The following is an 18,468-nucleotide window of genomic DNA, read 5'->3' on the forward strand; positions in this document are numbered from 1 at the left end:
GTCCGAAGCTCGCGATTCGGCAGGTTTTTCCGCCTGGCACGGCTGTCGCTTATGGGGAGCGTGATGCTCTCTGGTTGCCTGGCCTCCGACCCCCCCACCTACGGGAAGGCGGAGCAGACACCCCCCTACCTGGACCTGACCGCCGCGGACCCGGACGTGTACCACGTGCTGGTGGAGTCCTCGCAGAGCTCCAGGGAGATCAATGTCCCGTTCCGGAGCGAGGACGCTGGCGAGGAGATCTTCGCGGTCCTGATCCTCAACTACGACCCCAACGTGGCTCCGGGCGGCCAGCTGCAGACCTTCCGCCTGGTGCCCCCCGGGACCTTCGATCAGGACCGCAAGATCTCGCTGACCTGGGTGGTGCCGGAGATCGTCTCCCAGGACACCTGCCAGCAGCTCACCCTGCTCGTGGATCACCGTTCCGCGTTCGACGAAAACACCAATCGCCCCAAGCCCTCCAGCGAGCCGGCCGTGGCCACCTGGTGGGTGAACATCGACGGCACCGCGCCGGGGGAGCTCAGCGGCTGTCCCAACAGCACGGAGACACCGTGATGCGCGCCCTCGTCGTCGCCGTCGGTCTGCTGTTCGCCAGCGGCTGCTCCGTCGCCTCGCTGAAGGAAGACGGCTACTCACCCACCAAGAACCAGTGCAAGTCGGACGACGACTGCGGCGGCGGCACCTGCGATCAATCCCACAGCGTGTGCGTTGCCTCCGAGGGTCAGTTCGCCACGGTGCTGTTCGAGATCACGCCGCCCTCGAGCTCGGCGCAGTTCTCCGGCGTGCGCTTTCTGCAAACGCTGGATGGCATCTCCACCGCCGGCGGCGGGTTGGATCTGAAACTCCCCGCGGTGGCCACGGTGCAAGGTCAAGTGACGCCCACCCGCGCCAAGCACCAGCCGGACTGCGCGCTCAGCTACGGCGGCAGCGCCACGGTGCCAGTGAAGATCAGCTTCACGCCCACGGAGCGGCTGCTCGGTCTCTCGTCGGAGAGCTACACCGCGTCCACCGTGAAGGAGCAGGACTACGGCTTCGAGCTGTCCGTTCCGCCGGGCACGTACGACATCTACATCGAGCCGGATCTCGAGGAGATCTCGGGTGACTCCTGCAGCGTGGTGCCGCAGCTGATCAAGAACGAGGAAATCCCAGCAGCCGTGTTCACGCTGCCCCTCGTGGCGCAGCCCGCCACGCTGCTCAAGGTGGAGGTCAGCTGGCCCAAGGCGTTGCTCGCCGGCAAGCCCGCGACGGAGAACTTCCTCGAGGGTCTGGATGGCTGGCAGATCGACATCATCGATCCCACCTCGGGCCGCGTGCTCTCGTCGCCCGCCACGCTGTCCCTCACGCAAGAGGGAGACATCGAGACGTTCTCCACCGACGTGGAGTACGCTCCCGTGCTGGGGGACGACAGCGCCGTCGGCACCGAGCTCGTGCGGCTCAAGCCGCCGGAGGGCGTGGTGGCTCCCACGCTCGTGTTCGAGCGCGGCACCTTGGACGCGTTCCAGGTGGGCAAGGCCAAGATCAATCAGCTGGAGGGCGTGCCCCACGCCATCGACGTGAGCGGTGACGTGCTGGAAGGGGGCGATCAGCGCGACGAAACGCTCACCGGCACCGTGAAGTTCGTGGCCAAGAAGCTCGCCTTCTTGCCCGAGGGCACGCTGTTCGCGTTCGTGAAGACGGTGCCCATCGACGGTGGCAAGTACACCGCAGCGCTGCTCCCCGGCGAGTACGACGTGTACGTGGCGCCGGAAGCCGGCAAGGGCCTCGCCACCACGAAGTCCACGCTCACCGTAGCGGGTTCGCCGGGCGTTCAGAGCGGCAAGGGTGTGTCGGTGCTGGCCGCCTCGCAGGTGGCGGGTGTGGTGCTCGGTCCTGCGGGTCAGCCCGTGGTTGGCGCTTCCGTCCACGTGAACGCCGCGCCCATGGCCACGGATCCGCTGCTCGTCGCCGCCGGCACCGCCGCCGTGAAGCCCCAGGGCACCACCGCCATCGTGGGCGCCGACGGCAGCTTCATCGCCCGCGCCGACCCCGGGACCTACGACCTTTCGATCCGCCCCGAAGACGACACCAACTTCGCCTGGATGGTGCGACCGAACATCACGGTATCGGATCCCATCCACGATCTCGGGGAGCTGTCCCTGCCGCTGCCCGTTGCCTACGACGGCCACGTTCAGGTCCCGGGCGACGTCGTCGTGCCCGACGCGCTCATCCGCGCCTACGTTTATCTCTCGGACTCCGGCTACACGCCGAAGCCCGCGGACGCCAAGTCGGTGCTGCAGATCGCCGAGACCCGCGCCCAGAGCGACGGCAGCTTCACCCTGCTACTGCCCTCGCACCTCAATTGACATTTGGGTGTCGGTCCGCCGCGGAACCCCGCGCCGCATCCGCATTTGACGACGCGAGATTGCAGTCATAGACTGCAAATAGTGAAAGCACTAACCATTCGAGGCGTTGATGCTCACCTGGCGCGGGCTCTCGAGAAGGAGCAGGCGCGTCGGGGGACGTCATTGAATCAGGCAGTGCTGGATCTGCTGCGCCAAGCCCTGGGCGTTTCTGGCGAGGGGCCGCGTTCCAATGGGCTGGGCAAGCTCGCCGGTACCTGGTCCGCGGAAGAGCTCGAGGAGTTCGAGGTCCACACCGAGTCCTTCGAACAGGTCGACGAGGATCTCTGGCGTTGAGTCGGATCTGTCTCGACACGTCGGCCTACAGCAACTTCAAGCGCGGCGACGGGTCGGCAACCGCAATCATCGACGCAGCGGACTGGGTGGGCGTTCCGGCGATCGTGCTCGGAGAGCTCCGTGCTGGATTCGCGTTGGGACGCCGGCCGCGCGCGCACGAGAGCGAGCTCGGTCGATTCCTGGCAAACCCCGCGGTGCAAGTGCTCGACGTCGACGACGAAGCCTCGCGGATCTACTCGGACATCGTGGTGCTGCTCCGCAAGTCCGGCACGCCGGTGCCGACCAACGACATCTGGATCGCCGCGGTTGCCGCCCGCGAAGGTGCGGTCGTGCTCACCTTCGACGACCATTTTCGCGCCATCACGCGGGTTGGCAGCCAGGTCCTGACACGGAATTGACGGACCTCATTTCGCGCTCACGTAGATCTCGCCCCAGCGCATGTAGTCGTCTTGAGTCTTGCTGTCGCCCGAACCGCCCCAGTAGGTGCCGAGCTGCAACGCGCCGAAGCGCGCGCCGTCGTGCCACGACCACTGCGGGTCGTACGGCTGTCCCTGCTTCTGACCCGTGGTCAGGTTGTTCCAGCTGTCGACCAGCTCCATGCCGTCGAGCCACATCCGCATGTAGCCGTCGTTCGAGCCTTTCGACAGCTCCATCACGTGGTGGATCTCGAGGGTGTAGTACTTGCCCGGAGGAAAGAACGTCGGGTGCTGAAAGACGCCATCGTCGTCGACGCCCGACTGATCGCGCCAGCGCATCTGCCAACCCGCGCCGTTGCCCTGCGGATAGAAGGCGTTCGTGGTCCCAATGACGCCGTAATAGAACAGCTTGGTGGTGCCCGACGAGTGTTGCTGCCAACCCGAGCTCCACATGGCAACGACGCGGACGTAGATCTCGCGGTATGGCGCGCCCAGGTCATTGATGAACGCCGCCCCCGAGAAGCCCGCGCCCGACCCCGCCGGGTAGTCGACCTGAACGGCCTTGCCGTTCGGAGCCGCCGGATCCGTCACCACGCTCACGTTTCCGGTGAAGGGTCCGGTCGAACCTTCGCTGGGATCGCCCCACTTGGCGCCGTAGTTGGCGATCAGGGATCCCCAGTCCTTGGTCGTGCCGTCCATGACGAAAACGGTCGTCATGCCCGCCGGCTCGTTGCTGCTTGCCGCGCCCCCGCCGCCAGCCGCACCCCCGCCGCCAGCGGCGCCCCCGCCGCCGGCAATGCCACCGGTGCCCGCAGTGCCACCACTCGCGCCGCCGGCCCCACCGGTACTGCCGCCACCGCCACCGCTACCGGCCGCCGCGCCGCCGTTTCCCCCGGATCCCCCATTTCCCCCCGACCCACTGCTGTCGTCGCCGCCACAGGCGGTGAGCAGAACGACCAACGCCAAGATCGACCATCGCCCCACTCCGCTCGCCATGGATCAACGGTAGCAGAGTCCGCGGGCGCGCCCCATCGTGGCCGCTACCGCTCGACGTCCGCACAACAACGGAAGCCCACCTCGTGGTGCGTTTCCGAAAAGAGCCAGACGCCGGCCTGACACGACGGTGGCGGCGAGGTTGGGCTGTCCATCGACGCCACTCCGTGCGTCGGGCAATTGAAGTAACCGCCCATGGCCTCGCATTCGTCCGTCCATTCGCTGACGCTGCCTACCAGGTCGTACACGTCCGAAAATCCGTCCGTGCTCCCGGAGCACTGCCCCAAGGCGAGATCCGTGACGTCCTTGGCCGCTTCTCCGTAGCTCTGAAGAGCCGTGAAGTCGACGCACGTTCCCGGGGTATACACATCTCCAAATGGGTACTTCGTCGTGCCGCCCTGCGTGCACGCGTTGGCCCACTCGCTCCGCGCCGGATCCTCGATGCCGGACAGAGTGGCTCCGCCCCCGCCCACGGGGCCGCACAGGCGCTTGCCCGCCCAGGCGCAGAAGCCCGCCGCATCGCAGAAGTCCACACACGCGACGGCGTGGTCGGGATGACCCGACGGATCGTAGCCCGACGGATCGCATCCCGACGGAAAGTCACCGCCGTCCACCGGGGTGCTCAGCGCGGGCTCCCAGTGATTGCCCGTGCACTCCGAGCTCTGTCCACTCGTGTCCCCGTTCTTGGCGGCCACGAAGGCGGCGTACTCGCCCGCCGTCACCTCGCGTTGATCCATGCAATAGCGATGTCCCCCAGGCGCTTCGAGTTGGATGAGCTTCGCGCCGAAGAACCCGACGGGACACGCCGCCCCGCCCTCCGCCGCAGCGTCACCTGGACCGTCAGCGCCGCCGTCGACGGCGTTGACGTCCGAGGCAACGCCGCCGCACGCGCTCAGCGACAGCCCCAGACTGATGATGAGCCCCGCGCAGGTCATCTCTGAGCTAGCGCCAAGGAACATCGTTCGAGGGTGCCACGCTCCTCGACACGCGACGAGTGGACGAGGTGGGCCGGGGCGCGACGGGCGTCGCGCCGGACCAACATACTCATGGAAAATCGGGTGGCGGAGCTGCTTTTCGTCAAGGGGCGGAGGTAGATCGGGGCGCTTGGCGGAGTACACTGCGCCATGCGCGTTTCCCCCCTTTTCCTGGCGGGTCTTGTCGTTGCTTGCGCGGGGGCACCGCCGCCCGCACCGAAGCCGGCCGCGCCGAAGGTGGCGGTTGCTCCGCCCAAGGCGGAGCCCGAGCCGCCGGCGCCCCCGGAGCCGCTATCGGAGGAGTCGGTGGACGTGGCCGTGAAGGATGGGTTCCTGACGCTGGGCCTCGACAACGTGCGACCCAAGCTCTTGAGCGAGGACGAGCTGGTCCAACGCCTGCCGTATGCCGCCAAGCGCGAGGTGGATGCGATCTTCCGCGCGCGCAAGGCGCTGCGCGACGCGCAACGCAAGTACTCGAAGGCGTCCGGCGCCTACTACCGCTGCGACGACTGCCCGCAGCGCGCACAGCTCGATCGCAATCGCAAGGCAGCGATGAAGGTCTCGTCCAACGCGCGCAAGGCGCAGTACAAGGCCATCGCCCACGCGGAGAAGGCGCTCGACAAGATGCTCGCCGCGCCCAAGGCCAAGCCGGAGGTCGGTATCGCCCTGGCTCGTATTCGTGCGCGGCGCTCGGATCTGAACGGCAACGACGTGCATTGGGTTCGCTACGGGGAGCCCACGATGGGATCCCTGGGGACGAGCGCGCTGAAGCGCGCGGCGGAGCTCGCGGGGCCGGACGTCGAGATCGGGCGCGAGGTGCGGCACGAGCTCTTGAACGGACTTTGGGCCAAGGGCCAGTCGCAGCTGGCGCGCTCGGTCATCGCGGAGCTGGAGCCCGTGGCGCCTCCGGAGTGGCGCGCGGAGCTGGCGTTCCGTTCGGCCCTGTTGGACGCCCTCGAGGGCGACCACGCCAAGGCCGCCGACGGTTTCGAGAAGGCCCTTGCAGCGCACGTGCCCGGTAGCAGCGTCACGCGGAGGATGCTGGCGAAGGCCGTGCTCGCGGCGCGCTATCGCGCCCTCGACTTCGAACGGGCCTTGCCCGCGGCGTTTCAGGCGCTGGACGAAAGCGCGCGACCGGAGCCGGCGCCGCCCGCGCCGCCCCCACCGCCTGCGCCCAAGAAGCCCGCCAAGCCCACGAAGGCGACGGTCAAGGCAATCGCCAAGACCTCAGCGCTCTCGCAAGCGGCGGAGTTCGGGATGCTGGGCCTCCTGAGCACGTCGGGCTCGGCCGATCTCGACGAAGACGGCATCGCACGCTTGGCGGCGGATTGCGTGGAGCGGCTGGGCAAGGATCCGATGAAGCTCTCCGCGTCCGCCGAGGCTCGCACTCGCGTTCTGAGCGTGCTCGCGACGCGGGCGCTCTACCGCAACGACGACAAGGGCGCGCGAGAGCTGGCAGAGGCCGCGCGGGCCCTGGGTACCTTCGCGGCCACCCGCGGCGCCATCGACGTGCTCGAGGCCCTCGCGATCAAGAGCGGCGACGCCGCGCTCACGAACGAGCTCCAGCGCGAGAAGGGCGGGCTTCCGTGGGGTCGCTCCGGGACGTGGACCAACAGCTACTCCGAGCCGGACGCCCGCGGTCTGGCCCGCGTGCTGCGCCAAAGCGCCGCTTCGGAGCAGGAGCCGGAAGAAGACCGCGAGCCGCTCGTGGCTCGCAACGTTCGGTCCGTCGTGCGCGCGTGCGTCGAGCCGGTGCGCACGTCTCTTCCAAGGGCTACCGGCAACGGCAAGGACCGCAAGATCGCCACCATCACGCTCCACGCCAAGGTGTTCGATGACGCACACGTCGAGCTCAGCACCAGCTCCGACAGCGATGAAGGCAGCGTGCGCCAGGTGCTGGACTGCTTGAACAGCATGGGTCCCAAGGTGCTCGCCCACGCACCCTCGAGCGTCACGGCTCGCGTCACCTTGGACGATGCCGTCCGGCGTCCTGGCGGCTGGGGCAGCGGCCTCGGCGGTCTCGTGGGCGACCAAGTGGGCGAAGCCTTCGGCTACGGCGGCCTCGGTCTCTCCGGCGTGGGTCGTGGCGGCGGCGGCACTGGCACCGGCACCATCGGCCTCGGCAGCGTTGGCGTCATCGGCCACGGCAGCGGCACCGGCGTGGGCTACGGCTCGGGCAAGGGGCGCTTGGGCGGCAAGAAACCCACGCCCAAGACGACGCCCGCGCCCAAGATGACGCCCGCGCCGCAGAAGGCCCCGTAGCTACGGGTAGCTCACGCGGTCGTGCTCCCTTTGGGATGCGATGACCAAGATCTCCGCCGGCTCTGCCGACGCATTCTCCACGTAGTGGCTCACGCCCGGCGGAAACGCCGCGACGCCACCCGCCGAAATCACCTCCGGAGCGCCGTCGGACCACGCCGTGACGGTGCCCGAAAGGACCACCACCAGCTCTTCCCGTTCTGAATGTCGGTGCGCCGCGGAAGCTCGCGTCCCCGGCGGCACTACATCGTGATGGACGAACAGGGACCGCAAGCCGAGTCCCTCGCTCAGCACGGCACTCCGCGCGTACGTCTCCCCGGTTGTCGCAGAGGAAAGCTGGCGGTGCTCGATCGCGTTGGGATCCATGCCCCCATCGTTGTCGGTTCCGCGGCGGCGTCGAGGGCGGATCCGCAGCACGGAAAATAGGATGTACACATCCCATTTTCCGGGGACGGGAGGGGGCACGACGGCCTGCGCGCCGGTGTCCCCCTCTGCGGCGGCCTCGCTCGAGGCCCACCGCGATGTAGGGTCACAATTTGCTCAGAATCGTGATCATCCGGACGGGGATGGTCGACCATGTGCCCCGAATGATCATCCAGGCGAGCATTTTTCGGGGCCCGTGAGCGAACCGTCCGTGTGCGATACACTCCGTGCAGGGCATTGATCGTATGCCCGACACGGCGGCTGCCTGCCCCAAGTGCGGGTGGGCGCGTGCGGCTGGACGCGAGCTCGTGGTAACGGCACATTCCAACATGATCGAACATGTTCGGCGGGGATTCCGCGGCAGCTTTTGCTTCCTGATCTGTGCATGCGCCGCTACCGTTCTCTCGGCGTGCGTGTCCGAACATCAGGATCCTGGCCGGTCATCTTCGTCAGTCGGAGGGGATGCGTCCCCCGACGCGCACGCTGACAGCACGGTTGATGCGAACGAAGACGGGACGAGCGCGCCCTGCGAGGACGCGCCCGGCGTAGTGGCGGACGACCCTGCTTCTTCCTGCCAGCAGTTGCCGGACGATCCTACGCTCGAGTGTCCTGCCTATTACCCCCGCCTTTTCGAGTGCGCCGACGCGACCTCACTGAAGTGCTGCATCTCGCCGGGCATTGCAGGGCTAGCTGATGGTCCCTACATCAGGTGCTGCAAATAGGGCGGAAACGCCCTCGGACGGGGTGATCTTCGGAACCCACGACTACCGCGATGCCCTCAAGAAGGCCGTCGTTGCGTGCTCTCGCCGAATGCCAAGACGCTGGCGAGCCACGACTTCCGCCACAGGAGCTTTCGCAACTAGCTAGAACTGCGGCTCCTAACCCCAGCGGTCACCTGAGTCGATCCTCTCTCGCAAAGCGGCGGCCCAACGACGATTTTCCGATCGGGTGGCCTGTCGATTCGGCGCGGAATCAACCCGCCTATCGCGGAACGAGCAGCGCCAGGGCACGCCGAAGCAGCTCTTCTAGCGAGAGGGTGCGAGCTTCTCGGGCGAGCTTTTCCGTCGCCTGCTTGGCTTCGGCCTTTTTGAAGCCTTGGCTCGTGAGGGCCAACAGGAGCTTGTCTTGCTTCTCCCGCGCCTCTGCATCCGCAGCGTCCCCGGGGTCTGAACGCCTTCGCTGACGAAGGCGCTTCTTCTCTTCGACGTACTCCTTGCCGAAGGTCTTCTTGGCCGCGTTCAAGTTGTGGCTGGCGCAGAACACCCGACCATTGGCGGCATCGTCGCCACCACCGATGCCGGTGGCTTCGATGTGGTCATACTGGAGAAACGCCCTTGCCGTGCAGCGCACGCCGGACTCCGACACGAAGCAGCACTGGGCGCCGTCCCGCTCGTACACCTCGCGTCGGGCCGCACGGCCGGGCTCGCCCGGCTTCGTTCCGCGGGAGCGGCGCGGCTTGTCCGTCTTGCCCCAGCGCTTGTTCTCCAGCTCGCGAATCAGCGCATCCAGCGCCCGTTCGACCACGACCTCCAGCTCCCGGCTCACGTGGCTCATCAGATTCTGGGCGTGCTCGAGCTTCGCTTTCAGGCTCTCGCTGGCGCTGAAATGCACCTCGAAGCGCCCTTCCGAGAGCGGCTCCACGCCGGCCCGCGACCCTTTCCCGGCACTGGGTTTGACCCGATCCGGGACGTCGGGCTTCGGGAACCAGCGCGCGAGCACCACGCGAATCCCCGCGCTCGTCTTGCCGGCGGCTTCTTCCAGGAGCGCAGCGTGATTCTCCCGAGTGAGCCGCGGAGCCAAGAGCGAAAGCCCAGAAAGGTGCAAGTTTCCGTCTGCGAGCAGCGAGAGCACCACCGGAAACGAGAGCGCAGCCCGCGCCCCGGCGATGCTCCGATACGCCGTGCCCTCGCTCATCCCGAGGCCGCGCACGCAGAAGTCGTACATGGAGGAGTATCCCTCGTCGTACACGAGCTCGCGCCGGTCGATTTCAGCGAGATGCGCGACCAAGTGCGCGATCGCTTTGCGACGACCGGCGTTGGCCACGACCGCGCTGGACCAGAGGTCGCGATTGGAGAGGTCTTGAAGTGCGGAGAGCGCAGTGCGCTCGGTGGCAGACAGTTCTACGGAAATGGCTTTGGACGATGACATGGCAAACCCCCGTGGTTTCCTCCGGCATACCATGGGAAATTTCGCCTTCTTCAGCGCACCGTGGCTGCGCCTTCGAGCCCGCGGGCACTTCGAGGATCGATTTCGTTTCGAACGCGCCTCCATTGGGCGCACGTGCGCTGCGCGGGCGCTGTGCGAACGAGATCGGCGAAATGGGAGCGCGGAGCGGCCGCAAGCTCGTCAACTGAAATCGCATTCGCGGTGTCGAATTCTGTCGTCCGCTTCGCAGTCGCCTCGCGTCGCCATGGTTGCAGATCTTCCGGCCGCTTGGCCCGCCCTCGAACGACGCTCGCAACGGCGGCGAACCCGTCCGTCGCACTCGCCGAGGTGGCATCCGTGGTGGTCAACCCAGGTGAACAGTGGGTCTAACCCCAGAGATCACCTGGGTTGAACCGAGTATCCGGCATGAGCGAACCACTGTCGACAATGGCGCGGGGTAACGCGATGGCGTGCCCGGCGTGCGATCCGGCGCAGCGCGTGGGCGTCTCGGGGGGCGTGGCGGCGAACGTGCTGTTTTTGGAGCGCCCAGGCGGGCTCGATGGGGTTGAAGTCGGGCGAATAGGGCGGGAGGTAGAGCACGCGCACGCCACGGAGCGCACAGAGCGGAGTGACTCGAGCGTCGTGGTGTGCCTTGAGGTTGTCCAGGACCAGCACGTCGCCACGCCGAAGCCGTGGAAGGAGGTGCTTGTCCAGCCATTCGACGAAGCGGTCGGCGTTGGTCGTCGCGAACATCGTATTGAGCACGACCCAGCCAGTGACCCGGATCGCACCGAGCAAGGTGAGGTTTGGGCCCCAGTTCATCGGCGTACGCTCGATGTGTACTCGGTTCCCTTCTTGACCCAGGCACAGCTCCTGGCCATGGCAACGTTGAGCCCGGATTCGTCGATGAAGACCAGCCGCTCTACCGGGATCCGCCGGACCTCCCGCTGGAACGCCTTTCGCTTGGCAACGACGTCCGGCCGCAGCTGCTCCAGCGGCCGGAAGCGTTTTTTTTAACGACGTACCCAGCGCGGTACAGCGCCCGCTTGATGCTCGAAACGTGGCGACGGGCGCTGCCTCGCCGGCCTCGGTTGTACTCGGCCGTGATCTCTCCGGCGGTTGCGTCACCCAGGCGCGCGACCACGGCTTCCAGCTCTGCCAGCGAGATGTCCGAGCGGGTACCCCCACGCTTCTTGCGCGGCGTGACCTCACCTTCGTCCCGGTACTGCCACATCCAGCGCTTCACCGTGGCCTCCCCCACGGAGAAGCGGCGGGCCAGCGTCACGTACCCCCCTTCGCCAGCCTCGTACGCGGCGACAACCCTCTGCCTCAACTCGATAGGATGCGCTTCAGCCATGCCCCCTTCAGATCAAACCGAGATCCGTCAGTCAAGCATGATCGACTCAACCGAGCACTGGGGTTAAACGCCTGCGCCTGAACACTTTTCTTTCAGTACCCACCACCAGGTGAATAGAGCCGTTGTGAGATCCGGTGCGAAGGAGAGGACGCTGACCCGGCGGGAGCACGGCGGAGCGCGATGGACAGCCCATATGAAGAACGTCACACGCCGAACATGAGGGCTAAGTCCGGCGTTGCCAGGAAGCACCGCGGGTAGAATTCTGACGTGTTGTGAGATCCGGTGCGAAGGAGAGGACGCTGACCCGGCGGGAGCGCGGCGGAGCGCGATGGACAGCCCATATGAAGAACGTCACACGCCGAGCATGAGGGCTAAGTCCGGCGTTGCCAGGAAGCACCACGGGTAGAATTCTGACGGCCAGGAGTGATCTAGTGCGAAGGAGAGGACGCTGACCCGGCGGGAGCGCGGCGGAGCGCGATGGACAGCCCATATGAAGAACGTCACACGCCGAACATGAGGGCTAAGTCCGGCGTTGCCAGGAAGCGCCGCGGGCAGAACATCTACTCAAAGCGTGATCTAACCCCAGAGATCACCTGGGTTGAACCGAGTATCCGGCATGAGCGAACCACTGTCGACAATGGCGCGGGGTAACGCGATGGCGTGCCCGGCGTGCGATCCGGCGCAGCGCGTGGGCGTCTCGGGGGGCGTGGCGGCGAACGTGCTGTTTTTGGAGCGCCCAGGCGGGCTCGATGGGGTTGAAGTCGGGCGAATAGGGCGGGAGGTAGAGCACGCGCACGCCACGGAGCGCACAGAGCGGAGTGACTCGAGCGTCGTGGTGTGCCTTGAGGTTGTCCAGGACCAGCACGTCGCCACGCCGAAGCCGTGGAAGGAGGTGCTTGTCCAGCCATTCGACGAAGCGGTCGGCGTTGGTCGTCGCGAACATCGTATTGAGCACGACCCAGCCAGTGACCCGGATCGCACCGAGCAAGGTGAGGTTTGGGCCCCAGTTCATCGGCGTACGCTCGATGTACTCGGTTCCCTTCTTGACCCAGGCACAGCTCCTGGCCATGGCAACGTTGAGCCCGGATTCGTCGATGAAGACCAGCCGCTCTACCGGGATCCGCCGGACCTCCCGCTGGAACGCCTTTCGCTTGGCAACGACGTCCGGCCGCAGCTGCTCCAGCGGCCGGAAGCGTTTTTTTTAACGACGTACCCAGCGCGGTACAGCGCCCGCTTGATGCTCGAAACGTGGCGACGGGCGCTGCCTCGCCGGCCTCGGTTGTACTCGGCCGTGATCTCTCCGGCGGTTGCGTCACCCAGGCGCGCGACCACGGCTTCCAGCTCTGCCAGCGAGATGTCCGAGCGGGTACCCCCACGCTTCTTGCGCGGCGTGACCTCACCTTCGTCCCGGTACTGCCACATCCAGCGCTTCACCGTGGCCTCCCCCACGGAGAAGCGGCGGGCCAGCGTCACGTACCCCCCTTCGCCAGCCTCGTACGCGGCGACAACCCTCTGCCTCAACTCGATAGGATGCGCTTCAGCCATGCCCCCTTCAGATCAAACCGAGATCCGTCAGTCAAGCATGATCGACTCAACCGAGCACTGGGGTTAGTGCGAAGGAGAGGACGCTGACCCGGCGGGAGCGCGGCGGAGCGCGATGGACAGCCCATATGAAGAACGTCACACGCCGAGCATGAGGGCTAAGTCCGGCGTTGCCAGGAAGCACCGCGGGTAGAACACCGACGGCCAAGAGTGATCTAGTGCGAAGGAGAGGACGCTGACCCGGCGGGAGCGCGGCGGAGCGCGATGGACCGGACATATGAAGAACGTCACACGCCGAGCATGAGGGCTAAGTCCGGCGTTGCCAGGAAGCACCGCGGGTAGAACACCGACGGCCAAGAGTGATCTAGTGCGAAGGAGAGGACGCTGACCCGGCGGGAGCGCGGCGGAGCGCGATGCACAGCCCAGATGAAGAACGTCACACGCCGAGCATGAGGGCTAAGTCCGGCGTTGCCAGGAAGCGCCACGGGCAGAATTCTGACGTGTTGTGAGATCCGGTGCGAAGGAGAGGACTTGAACCTCCACGGGAGTTACCCCACTAGCACCTCAAGCTAGCGCGTCTGCCAGTTCCGCCACCTTCGCGGGTGGTCCGCAGGGGCAATCCCAGGGCTTTCATGGCCCCAAGACGACCTCGACGGGGGCCGGGTATCTACCGCAGGGCCGGAGGGGCGTGCAAGCCTTCTGTCGCGCGCCGGCGCAGGCATCAGGTCTGCGCTGAGGCCGGGCTCCGGGAGGGCGGGTTTAGGGCGGGTTTTGCCCGAGTTTGGGCCGTGGCGTGGGCCTGGCAGGGATGGCTGGGCGGGCGGCCGGAGGGCGTTCGCGGCTCAACCTCACGGCGGCAACGCGGGCGTGCCCCCGGCGCCTTGCGGCGGCAAGATGGTGGGCGTCACATGGCTTCGAGCAAGGCGTCGGGACTCGTCGTGCGCCGCGGGCGGGAACTCGTCGTGTACTCGCACCCGCTCGGCGTGCCCTTCGCCATCGCCCTCGGCTTCGGCGGGATGCTGACGTTTCTCGTCGCACAGCACGAAGCGGCGGCGCGGGCGGTGCTGAGAGGAGCGCTGGCGGCCCTCGGCGCGGGCGGCACGTCCGCGCTGCTCCGCTACGGCCTTCGCACGCGCATCGACGTTGGCGACCGAGAACGCGTGCGCGTCTCGAGGCGAAGGTCCGAAGCCGTGGCTCGCCGTGAGGACGTGTCCGTTGTGCTGCGACGCTCGTGGCCGCTGTCGTGGCAGCGCGACGTCGCCATCCTGTCGGGGGACGAGGCGCTCGCGACCATCCGCGGGCTCTCGGCGCGCGCCGCGGCGCGCCTGCGCGACGAGCTCGCGGTCGAGCTCGCGCGCTGATCAGTAGCGGACCGTCGCTTGCACGCCGGCCTTGGGGGCGATGGTGCCGACGATGCGCCGCGCGTCCGCGCCGGCGTCCGGCGCTTCAATCTTGCGCAGGGCGAGGTTCACGGCGACCTTGGCCCGCGGGTTGAAGAACCACTGCGCGCCGAAGACGCTCTCCCAGAAGATCCGGCGAGTGGGGCCGCCGTCGGGTTCCTGATCGAGACGGTGCAGGGCGACGTCCGTCTCGAGCTTGGGTGTGATGCGGGTGCCGATCAGGGCCGTGACGCCCCACGCGTCGCCGGTGGCGGAGACGGCCACGGGCTGTCCTGCGAACGGCGGGGATGCGCCGGTGGGCAAGACGCCCTTGGCGTAGACGCCTTCGACGCGCACGCGCAGCGGGCCGGTCCGGAGCTGCGCGCCGCCGCCGGCCCGGAGCCTGCGCTCGCGCTGCCCCGGCGTCACCTCGCGGCGGCCGGACAGCGCCCAGCCGAACAGCGCGGCCTCGTCGCGCTCGGGCTTGTATTCCTGCTTCGGTTTCGGCAGCCACGCGAGCTGAAGGCGAGCGCCGACATCCTTGTCGTCGTCGCCGTCCAGCGTGCGGGGCGCGCCGTTGGTGAGCGTCGCGGCGTAGCTGAGGCGCATGGGGCCGAAGCCGATCGTGTCGAACAGCATCAGCCCGGTGTCGCGAAAGGCATACGCGGCGCCCACCTGCTGACCATTTTCGACCCGGCGTTCCTGGAGTAGCCGCGCCGCCACGACAGAAAAATCAATGAGATCTGCAGTGACATGCACGGCTTCGAGGGTTTCGTCCATCATCGCCAGCTTGAACTGACCAGCGCGCAGGCGCGGCCCCCAAGGCGAATTGAAGGTCGCCGAGGCGTCGATCAGGATCGGCCCGTCAGTGGTCGAAGCGTTGTCACCGAGCTCTGCCGCTACGAAGTAGTTGATGGCCTGCTCGGTGTCGGGCACCGATCCCTTCAAGCCCAGCCGCACGCGCCGCAGGCTGAAGGAGCTCTGGGCGTCGTCGCCGGAGAGCACGTTGAAGCCGGCGTGCTGTCCGTTGTACGGCGCGAGCTTGGCGCTGGTGAGGCCGCTCACGCGGTCCGGAAACAGCACCGCTTGGGCCAGCGGCTGCACGAACACCAGCGGCCGGAGGGGCTCGTCCGGCGCGCCGGACTCCGTGCCCAGCAGCAAGAGCCAATCCGCGGCCTTCGCCGGAGCGCCGAGCAGCAGCACCGCGATCAGGGCCAACGCCCAATGCAGGAGCTTCACTTGGCGCTTGCCTGCTTCTCGGGGCGAACGCCTTCACCCAGGGTGCGGCCGTCGCGCTCTTCGCCGAACGCGCATTCCTCCTGGTGAAATTCTTCGTCTGCCGCGGCTACGCCCTTCTTCATGCGTGGATCCGCGGGGCGCGGCTTGCTGTCGACGTACGCCGCCACGTCCCAGGCTTCTTGGTCCGTGAGCGAGCTCGGCTTGGATAGCGGCATGTTGGCCTTGATGAACGCCGCGGCGGTGTTGATGCGATGCATGCCGGCGCCCCAGTTGAAGGAGTCCGCTCCCCACAGCGGCGGGAACGCGTAGGCGCCGCTCGCGAGCTTGGTGCCTTGGCCGTCGTCGCCGTGGCACAGCGCACACTGTTCGGCATACACCTTCGCGCCCCGTTCGGCGCTGAAGCCGCCGCTCGGCTTCTTCACTTCGGGGTAGCCGCGACCGGGGACCTTCTCGCCGACGGGCACGCCCTTCGCGAGCCAGAACATGTACGCCTGCAGATCCACCAAGATCGGATCGTTGGGCGGCGGTGCGGAGCGGGCTTCGCTCGCCGGCGCATTCATGGAGAACGTGAAGCAACCGCGCAGGCGCTCGTCGAGCGTGTTCACGTGGCCGTTCTTCTTGCGGAACTGCGGGTACATCGCCCACGCGGCCCACATGGGCGTGGAGTTTTCCTTGCGGCCGTCGTCCAGGTGGCAGTTCTTGCAGGAGAGGCCGTTGCCCGCGTAGCGAGCGGCATTCGTGGGCGTGTCGTGGAAGATGGCGTAGCCGCGCTTCACGGACTCGCCGAAGGGTCCCTCCGGGATGGCGTCGCGCTCGGGAGGCGCGAAGGGCTTGGGCGCTGCCGCGGCGGGGGCTGCCGCGGCGGAAGGCGCGGGCTCCGAGGGCGGAGGTGGCGTGGGTTTGCTGCACGCCGCCGCTGCGAACGCGACCAAGAGCAGGGCGCGCTTCATGGCTTCTTCTCCTCGGCGGGGGCTGCGGGGAGCGACGCGAAGTAGGCGGCAACGGCCTTCACGTCGTCGTCGGACATGCGCTTGGCGATGCCCTGCATCAGCGCCAGGGCATCGTTCTTGCGGGTGCCGTCCTTGAAGGCCTTGAACTGCGCTTCCACGTAGCCGGGGTGCTGCGCCGCCAGCGGGGGAAAGTGGGTGCCGATGCCGCGGCCTTCGGGACCGTGACAGCTCTCGCACGCCGGCACGTCGCGTCCCCACAGACCGAAGCGCGCGATCTTTTCACCGCGGGCGACGAGCTTGGGTTCCGCCTTCGCGGTGCTCGGACCCGACAGCGAAGCAAAGTAGGCGGCCGCCGCGCTCCGTTCGCTGGGGCTCAAGGCGGCGACGATCGGCTTCATCAGGGCGTTGTCGCGCTTGCCGGACGCGAAGTCCGACAGCTGCCGCTCGAGGTAGTCCGCACGCTGTCCGGCCACTCGTGGAAAGACTCCGCCGGGCGTGCCGGCCCCATCGGCGGCGTGGCACGTCATGCACGGGGTCGCGCCCTTGGCGTTGCCCTTCTCCATGAGCGTCTTGCCGATCGCCATCGGATCGCCTTCGGCGCTGGCGGTGGCCGCCACCAAGGCGGCGGCGACGATCACGGCGAGGCGTATCGCTTGCATTGCACAGCGCCAGATGCGCGTTCCGTGCCACGCCGTTCGTCGGGATTTTCACGCCTTCCGTGACGAAACGAAACGATGACTGAAACGCGCGTTGCACCCCGTCGGGCATCGCGCCGGACCAACAACAATTGGCATTTGGATGTCGGGGCGCCGCGGAACCGTCACGGCGCCATGAGCGTGCACAAGGTGTCGATCACCTCCCGCATCTCGAACGGCTTGCGCACCCAGGCGTGCACCTGGTCGCGGACGGACTCCGGCACGCCGGTGGGGGAGCCGCTGATCACGACGATGGGGCCCGTCGGGTTCGCGCGGCGCACGACGTCGAGGGCGGCGCGGGGATCCTCCGCGATGGGCGACAGGTCCACGAGCGCGGCGCCGAAGGGCTCACCGCCCAGGGCCAGGAGCTCTGCCACCGTCGTGGCGCACACCACGGTGGCGCCCCGGGCTTCCAGCCCCAGCTCGATGAGCGTGCGCACGGCGAAGTCGTCCTCCACCACCAGCACTCGGGTTCCACCCAGGATGCTGGTGGAGACGTTCGGGTGACGCGCGCCGCTGCGCTCTTCCGTCGCAGGCCAGCACAGCTCGAAGCGAGCACCGGGGCCTGCGGAGGTGAGCTCGAGGCGCCCGCCGCAGACTTCGGCGAGGCTCCGGGAATGCGGCAAGCCGATGCCCGTGCCACCGCGGCGCGTGGACTCCGGCGCGGTGAGGATGGTGTCGGCGCGTTCGGGATCCACACCTGGGCCGTCGTCCGTCACGGCGAACACGATCTGCTCGGTGTCCGGCTGCTCGAGGGACAGTGTCACGGCGGCGCCCTCGGGCGTGTAGGCGATCGCGTTGAGCAACAGGTTCAAGAGGATCTGTGACACCGCGGACGGGTCCACGATCAACGCTTCTCGTGCGCAGCGGTTCACGAGGCGTACGCCAACGCCGCGGCGTCGCGCTTCCGGCGTGACGCCCAGCACTGCTTCTTGCGCAACGGCCAGGGCCGCGCGCTCTGTTTCTTCGTCGACGACGCTACCGCCGATGGCGGTACGGGCGAGACGATGACCGAGGCGCGCGTGGGAGCGCGCGACGTCTATCGCTTCGAGCAGTGCGGGATCTTCGGAACGGGAGCGCGCCACGTCCAGCCACCCGAGCACGACGGTGAGGGCGTTGGACACCTCGTGAAGCGCACCGGCCAGCTCGACGCTGTCCGACGCCAGTTGCCCCCCGCTCCGGGCACCGCGTGCTTTCACGATGACAAGAATATTACAGCCCGTGGGCAGCGACCAGCCCGCGCTGCTCGAGGGCTGGAAATGCCGGGCGGTCAGGTTGCCGGCCGTTCCACCCGGGGCGCAACCGATTCGGGGCGGCGCGGCCAAAGTGGGGGGCCTTTCTGGGCACGTACCTTGCTGTGGCACTGGTCGGGAGGGTCGAACATGCGCCGATTGCAGTGCTCGATGCTCGCGTCGACGCCCGAT

At 67.6% G+C, this 18,468-nt stretch carries 18 protein-coding genes and 1 tRNA gene; 6 read left to right on the forward strand and 13 right to left on the reverse strand.

Annotated elements, in window-relative coordinates; translation table 11 throughout:
• The first annotated feature begins 63 nt into the window (after window positions 1-63).
• From H6717_04055 to H6717_04070, 4 genes are all read left to right on the forward strand, one after another.
• Complete coding sequence (locus tag H6717_04055) at window positions 64-552, forward strand: hypothetical protein (GenBank protein MCB9576194.1); 489 nt, start codon at window positions 64-66, stop codon at window positions 550-552.
• Window positions 549-2,339 carry a carboxypeptidase regulatory-like domain-containing protein gene (locus H6717_04060; GenBank protein MCB9576195.1) on the forward strand — a complete coding sequence of 597 codons (1,791 nt, stop codon included), beginning with the start codon at window positions 549-551 and terminating at the stop codon, window positions 2,337-2,339. Before H6717_04055 ends, H6717_04060 begins: the two co-directional genes overlap by 4 nt.
• Window positions 2,340-2,420: 81 nt before the next feature.
• Window positions 2,421-2,672, forward strand: coding sequence for an antitoxin (locus H6717_04065; protein MCB9576196.1), 252 nt, complete (start codon window positions 2,421-2,423; stop codon window positions 2,670-2,672).
• On the forward strand, window positions 2,669-3,070 hold the full coding sequence (locus H6717_04070; protein MCB9576197.1) for a type II toxin-antitoxin system VapC family toxin: 402 nt from the start codon (window positions 2,669-2,671) through the stop codon (window positions 3,068-3,070). The genes H6717_04065 and H6717_04070 overlap by 4 nt, the downstream gene beginning before the upstream one ends.
• A 6-nt stretch (window positions 3,071-3,076) precedes the next feature.
• Here H6717_04070 and H6717_04075 read toward each other — a convergent pair whose 3' ends face one another.
• Together H6717_04075 and H6717_04080 are read right to left on the reverse strand one after the other, a co-directional pair.
• Entirely contained in the window at window positions 3,077-4,084 is a 1,008-nt protein-coding gene (locus tag H6717_04075) for a hypothetical protein (protein ID MCB9576198.1), read from the reverse strand.
• A gap of 44 nt (window positions 4,085-4,128) precedes the next feature.
• A complete protein-coding gene (locus H6717_04080; GenBank protein MCB9576199.1) occupies window positions 4,129-5,040 on the reverse strand; it encodes an SUMF1/EgtB/PvdO family nonheme iron enzyme in 912 nt (303 codons plus the stop codon).
• Between the two features lie 165 nt (window positions 5,041-5,205).
• On the opposite strand from H6717_04080, the gene H6717_04085 reads away from it, so the two are divergent.
• Window positions 5,206-7,317 (forward strand): hypothetical protein, encoded by a 2,112-nt coding sequence (locus H6717_04085; protein MCB9576200.1) that lies wholly within the window; start codon window positions 5,206-5,208, stop codon window positions 7,315-7,317.
• Here the strand turns inward: H6717_04085 and H6717_04090 are convergent, their stop codons facing one another.
• The 7 genes from H6717_04090 to H6717_04120 all read right to left on the reverse strand — a co-directional run bounded on the left by H6717_04090 (window position 7,318) and on the right by H6717_04120 (window position 13,381).
• Entirely contained in the window at window positions 7,318-7,680 is a 363-nt protein-coding gene (locus H6717_04090) for a cupin domain-containing protein (GenBank protein ID MCB9576201.1), read from the reverse strand.
• Window positions 7,681-8,718: 1,038 nt separating this feature from the next.
• Window positions 8,719-9,885 carry a hypothetical protein gene (locus H6717_04095; protein ID MCB9576202.1) on the reverse strand — a complete coding sequence of 389 codons (1,167 nt, stop codon included), beginning with the start codon at window positions 9,883-9,885 and terminating at the stop codon, window positions 8,719-8,721.
• Window positions 9,886-10,281: 396 nt separating this feature from the next.
• The gene (locus tag H6717_04100) at window positions 10,282-10,704 is read right to left on the reverse strand and encodes a transposase (GenBank protein ID MCB9576203.1); all 423 of its coding nucleotides are present in this window, start codon (window positions 10,702-10,704) and stop codon (window positions 10,282-10,284) included.
• A 100-nt stretch (window positions 10,705-10,804) separates the two neighbouring features.
• Window positions 10,805-11,215, reverse strand: coding sequence for a hypothetical protein (locus H6717_04105; protein ID MCB9576204.1), 411 nt, complete (start codon window positions 11,213-11,215; stop codon window positions 10,805-10,807).
• Between the two features lie 613 nt (window positions 11,216-11,828).
• Window positions 11,829-12,422: an IS630 family transposase gene (locus tag H6717_04110; protein ID MCB9576205.1), complete on the reverse strand. Its 594-nt coding sequence runs from the start codon at window positions 12,420-12,422 to the stop codon at window positions 11,829-11,831.
• Window positions 12,350-12,760 (reverse strand): hypothetical protein, encoded by a 411-nt coding sequence (locus H6717_04115; GenBank protein ID MCB9576206.1) that lies wholly within the window; start codon window positions 12,758-12,760, stop codon window positions 12,350-12,352. Before H6717_04115 ends, H6717_04110 begins: the two co-directional genes overlap by 73 nt.
• A 537-nt stretch (window positions 12,761-13,297) precedes the next feature.
• Window positions 13,298-13,381 (reverse strand) — tRNA-Leu (locus H6717_04120).
• 308 nt (window positions 13,382-13,689) lie between these two features.
• Between H6717_04120 and H6717_04125 the strand changes: the two genes are divergently transcribed.
• Window positions 13,690-14,142, forward strand: coding sequence for a hypothetical protein (locus H6717_04125; protein ID MCB9576207.1), 453 nt, complete (start codon window positions 13,690-13,692; stop codon window positions 14,140-14,142).
• Here H6717_04125 and H6717_04130 read toward each other — a convergent pair whose 3' ends face one another.
• From H6717_04130 to H6717_04145, 4 genes are all read right to left on the reverse strand, one after another.
• Window positions 14,143-15,399, reverse strand: a complete 1,257-nt coding sequence (locus tag H6717_04130) for a hypothetical protein (GenBank protein ID MCB9576208.1) — start codon at window positions 15,397-15,399, stop codon at window positions 14,143-14,145.
• On the reverse strand, window positions 15,396-16,349 hold the full coding sequence (locus H6717_04135; GenBank protein MCB9576209.1) for a c-type cytochrome: 954 nt from the start codon (window positions 16,347-16,349) through the stop codon (window positions 15,396-15,398). Before H6717_04135 ends, H6717_04130 begins: the two co-directional genes overlap by 4 nt.
• Window positions 16,346-17,008 carry a c-type cytochrome gene (locus H6717_04140; GenBank protein MCB9576210.1) on the reverse strand — a complete coding sequence of 221 codons (663 nt, stop codon included), beginning with the start codon at window positions 17,006-17,008 and terminating at the stop codon, window positions 16,346-16,348. Before H6717_04140 ends, H6717_04135 begins: the two co-directional genes overlap by 4 nt.
• A gap of 161 nt (window positions 17,009-17,169) precedes the next feature.
• Window positions 17,170-18,243, reverse strand: a complete 1,074-nt coding sequence (locus H6717_04145) for a sensor histidine kinase (GenBank protein MCB9576211.1) — start codon at window positions 18,241-18,243, stop codon at window positions 17,170-17,172.
• Window positions 18,244-18,468 lie beyond the last annotated feature (225 nt).

Source organism: Polyangiaceae bacterium (assembly GCA_020633235.1).
GTDB lineage: Bacteria > Myxococcota_A > Polyangia > Polyangiales > Polyangiaceae > JACKEA01.

Coding starts and splice junctions, on each gene's coding strand:
- H6717_04085 (MCB9576200.1), top strand. CDS start 5,206: ATGCGCGTTTCCCCCCTTTTCCTGGCGGGTCTTGTCGTTGCTTGCGCG.
- H6717_04075 (MCB9576198.1), bottom strand. CDS start 4,084: ATGGCGAGCGGAGTGGGGCGATGGTCGATCTTGGCGTTGGTCGTTCTG.
- H6717_04125 (MCB9576207.1), top strand. CDS start 13,690: ATGGCTTCGAGCAAGGCGTCGGGACTCGTCGTGCGCCGCGGGCGGGAA.
- H6717_04080 (MCB9576199.1), bottom strand. CDS start 5,040: ATGTTCCTTGGCGCTAGCTCAGAGATGACCTGCGCGGGGCTCATCATC.
- H6717_04140 (MCB9576210.1), bottom strand. CDS start 17,008: ATGCAAGCGATACGCCTCGCCGTGATCGTCGCCGCCGCCTTGGTGGCG.
- H6717_04090 (MCB9576201.1), bottom strand. CDS start 7,680: ATGGATCCCAACGCGATCGAGCACCGCCAGCTTTCCTCTGCGACAACC.
- H6717_04095 (MCB9576202.1), bottom strand. CDS start 9,885: ATGTCATCGTCCAAAGCCATTTCCGTAGAACTGTCTGCCACCGAGCGC.
- H6717_04135 (MCB9576209.1), bottom strand. CDS start 16,349: ATGAAGCGCGCCCTGCTCTTGGTCGCGTTCGCAGCGGCGGCGTGCAGC.
- H6717_04100 (MCB9576203.1), bottom strand. CDS start 10,704: ATGAACTGGGGCCCAAACCTCACCTTGCTCGGTGCGATCCGGGTCACT.
- H6717_04055 (MCB9576194.1), top strand. CDS start 64: ATGCTCTCTGGTTGCCTGGCCTCCGACCCCCCCACCTACGGGAAGGCG.